The organism is Elstera litoralis (assembly GCF_000963705.1).
GTDB classification, from domain to species: Bacteria; Pseudomonadota; Alphaproteobacteria; order Elsterales; family Elsteraceae; genus Elstera; species Elstera litoralis.
The window spans coordinates 1-2,373 of record NZ_LAJY01000591.1; the positions used below are offsets into that span (position 1 = coordinate 1).

The following is a 2,373-nucleotide window of genomic DNA, read 5'->3' on the forward strand; positions in this document are numbered from 1 at the left end:
GTCCTATAACGGATTTGGTAGCTATTTTCAGTAATATGGAGAGCCTAAACTCAAAATCTGGGGCCGCATATGCCGGAAAAAGAGTCTCCTCTCTTTTTTCATTTCTGTTTACGGCAGCGGTAACACTTCTATTGGCGATGGCCCTGTTGCGGATACGGGTTTTTAAAAACTCAACCTCGACACTCTCCCTGGGAGGGCTCCGCTACAATCCAAGCTATCATCCTGGCGGGTAATTAAAATATTCCTCAGGGCCTTTTTTATCATCCTAATTCCTGGGACCGTGATCGTTGTATTTGGCTATTTTCTGTTATCGATCCCAGTGAACATCATTGCTCGCTACGCGCCGTGGCTGAGCTTTGCTCTTTATGGGATCGCAACATTGGTTACCACTGCGGCCTTTTCGGCTTTTTGGGCGCAGCTTTGGACGGCCCGCATTGCAGCGGAAATCATCGGCACACTCTCTGTGTCGGGAGAAATAAACGATCTTTCCATTCACCAAAGCACCCTGCCGTCGCCAGGACGCGGCGAAGGTTTGCTGGGGGCCGTGGATTTTACCGGATGACCGATTTTTCCGCCTTCTATAGCGACGGCAAAACCGCCGCGCGCCGACCCGTGGGCCTGCGGATAGCCGACGAAACGCTGGAGATTATTGCCACCGACGCGCCGGATAATCCGATTTCCCAATGGCCGCGTTCGGCGGTTCGGTTGCGCGATGATGCCGCACAAATACGCCGGTCGGGCGTGGTGATCCTGGCCTTTGGGACCGAGCAGGTCCGCCTTGCCTCCACCGCTGACCTTGAGCGACTGCGCCCCGCGCTCCCCGGATTGACCGGGCCGGACCCTAAAACACGGCAGGAGCGGCGGGCGACGCTGCAATGGCTCGCGGGGATCGCTGCGAGTTTGGCGGCGCTCTATTTCGTTCTGCCCTGGCTCGCCGCCTGGGGGGCGGGCTTCGTGCCGCTGGCGTGGCAGCGGGCGATGGGCGAGCGGGCGGAAGCCGACCTCACCCATGCCCTCAACCGGGGCGGCGCGCCCACGGTCTGCGCCGATAGCGAGACGAATGACCTGGCGCGCCGGGCGGCGGTCGCCCTCGCCCAGGTCGCCGGGCTTGCCGAAGCCCCGTCGATCCGCGTCTATCGGATTGCCCTGCCCAACGCCTTCGCCTTGCCGGGCAACCGCATCGTGCTGACGCAAGGCATGTTACAGCGGATGCAAACGCCCGATCAGGCCTTAGCCGTCCTCGCCCACGAGGTCGCCCATCTCGCCCATGCCGACCCGCTCGCCGCCATGATCCAGCATCAGGGCTGGGGCCTCGCGGCGCAGGTGCTGTTCGGCACCGGCCTTGTGTCCGGTTTGGCGCAGGTCGTGCCGATTTTCGCCTATCACCGCGATCTCGAACGCCGGGCCGATGCCGAGGGCGCGCGCTATTTGGCGGCGCTGGGCCGCCCGCCGCAGGCGTTGGCCGACGCGCTGCACCGGCTGGCTGACGGGGATAGTGGCGGCTGGCTCTCAACCCACCCGGCAACCGACGAGCGCGCGGCGGCGCTCACCGCCCTGGAACTGCCCGTCTCCCCCCATGCCCCTCTCACCGCGAGCCCTACCGAGTGGCGGCAATTGCGCGCGGCGTGCGGCATCAGCCTTGATTTAACGGTCCGCGTCATAAACATGTGATACGTCTTACCCTGCTTGCCGCCCGGCGATGGGCACGGCATGGTGAGGTTTATGGCTAAGGAGGCAGTTCCGATGCGACAGCAAGGACGGTTTTTCGAAGATGGTGCCCGGGTTGCCGGGGGCGCTCTAGGGGCTTTGGCCGGGTTGCGAGCCGAGGTCAATGGCTTGGCGCGCGGCCGTCTCGAACGGTTGCTGGCCGATTTGAACTTGGTAACGCGCGACGAGTTTGAAGCGATGCGCGATGTCGCGGTGCGGGCACGGGAAGGCCAAGCGGTTTTAGAAACCCGTCTGGCGGCGCTCGAAGCCCAAATCGCGGCGCTTAGCGCAGTTGCGAAACCCGTTGAAGCTTCACCGGCTAAAGCCACGCGCTCAAAGGCAAAACCGGCATCGGACGCCGCAGTTTAGCTGGTTTTTTGGCCGATTGATTTCGGTTTGGTTGCCACACTAGGCTTGCCTTTTTAGGTTTTGCCCGGTATCGCTGCCGTAGGGGCCTCGTCTGAGCAGGCGGGGTTTTCGGTGGCGAGGATACCAGCCGTTTCCTTTGGGCTTAGGTCTCGTTCTTTATTTTGGTTCGCCCGGAGGCGACAGGTATGACCACCCTTCGTGAGACAACTCCCGATCTTCCGTCTCATCCGCTCGACATTGTCGAAGACATTGTAACCGCGAATGAGTGGCCGTTCGACCGCGCAAGCGACGACGAGC

Annotated in this window: 4 protein-coding genes; all 4 read left to right on the forward strand. The window is 61.8% G+C overall.

Annotation, left to right across the window (positions count from 1 at the left end; translation table 11 throughout):
• Positions 1-233, forward strand: a 233-nt coding sequence (locus VZ95_RS27470) for a hypothetical protein (RefSeq protein WP_232302741.1), incomplete at its 5' end; no start/stop codon positions are given.
• A gap of 47 nt (positions 234-280) precedes the next feature.
• The gene (locus VZ95_RS17935) at positions 281-562 is read left to right on the forward strand and encodes a hypothetical protein (RefSeq protein ID WP_045777073.1); all 282 of its coding nucleotides are present in this window, start codon (positions 281-283) and stop codon (positions 560-562) included.
• Complete coding sequence (locus VZ95_RS17940) at positions 559-1,671, forward strand: M48 family metallopeptidase (RefSeq protein WP_045777074.1); 1,113 nt, start codon at positions 559-561, stop codon at positions 1,669-1,671. The genes VZ95_RS17935 and VZ95_RS17940 overlap by 4 nt, the downstream gene beginning before the upstream one ends.
• Before the next feature lie 72 nt (positions 1,672-1,743).
• Complete coding sequence (locus tag VZ95_RS17945) at positions 1,744-2,076, forward strand: accessory factor UbiK family protein (RefSeq protein WP_045777075.1); 333 nt, start codon at positions 1,744-1,746, stop codon at positions 2,074-2,076.
• The last annotated feature ends 297 nt before the right edge of the window (positions 2,077-2,373 follow it).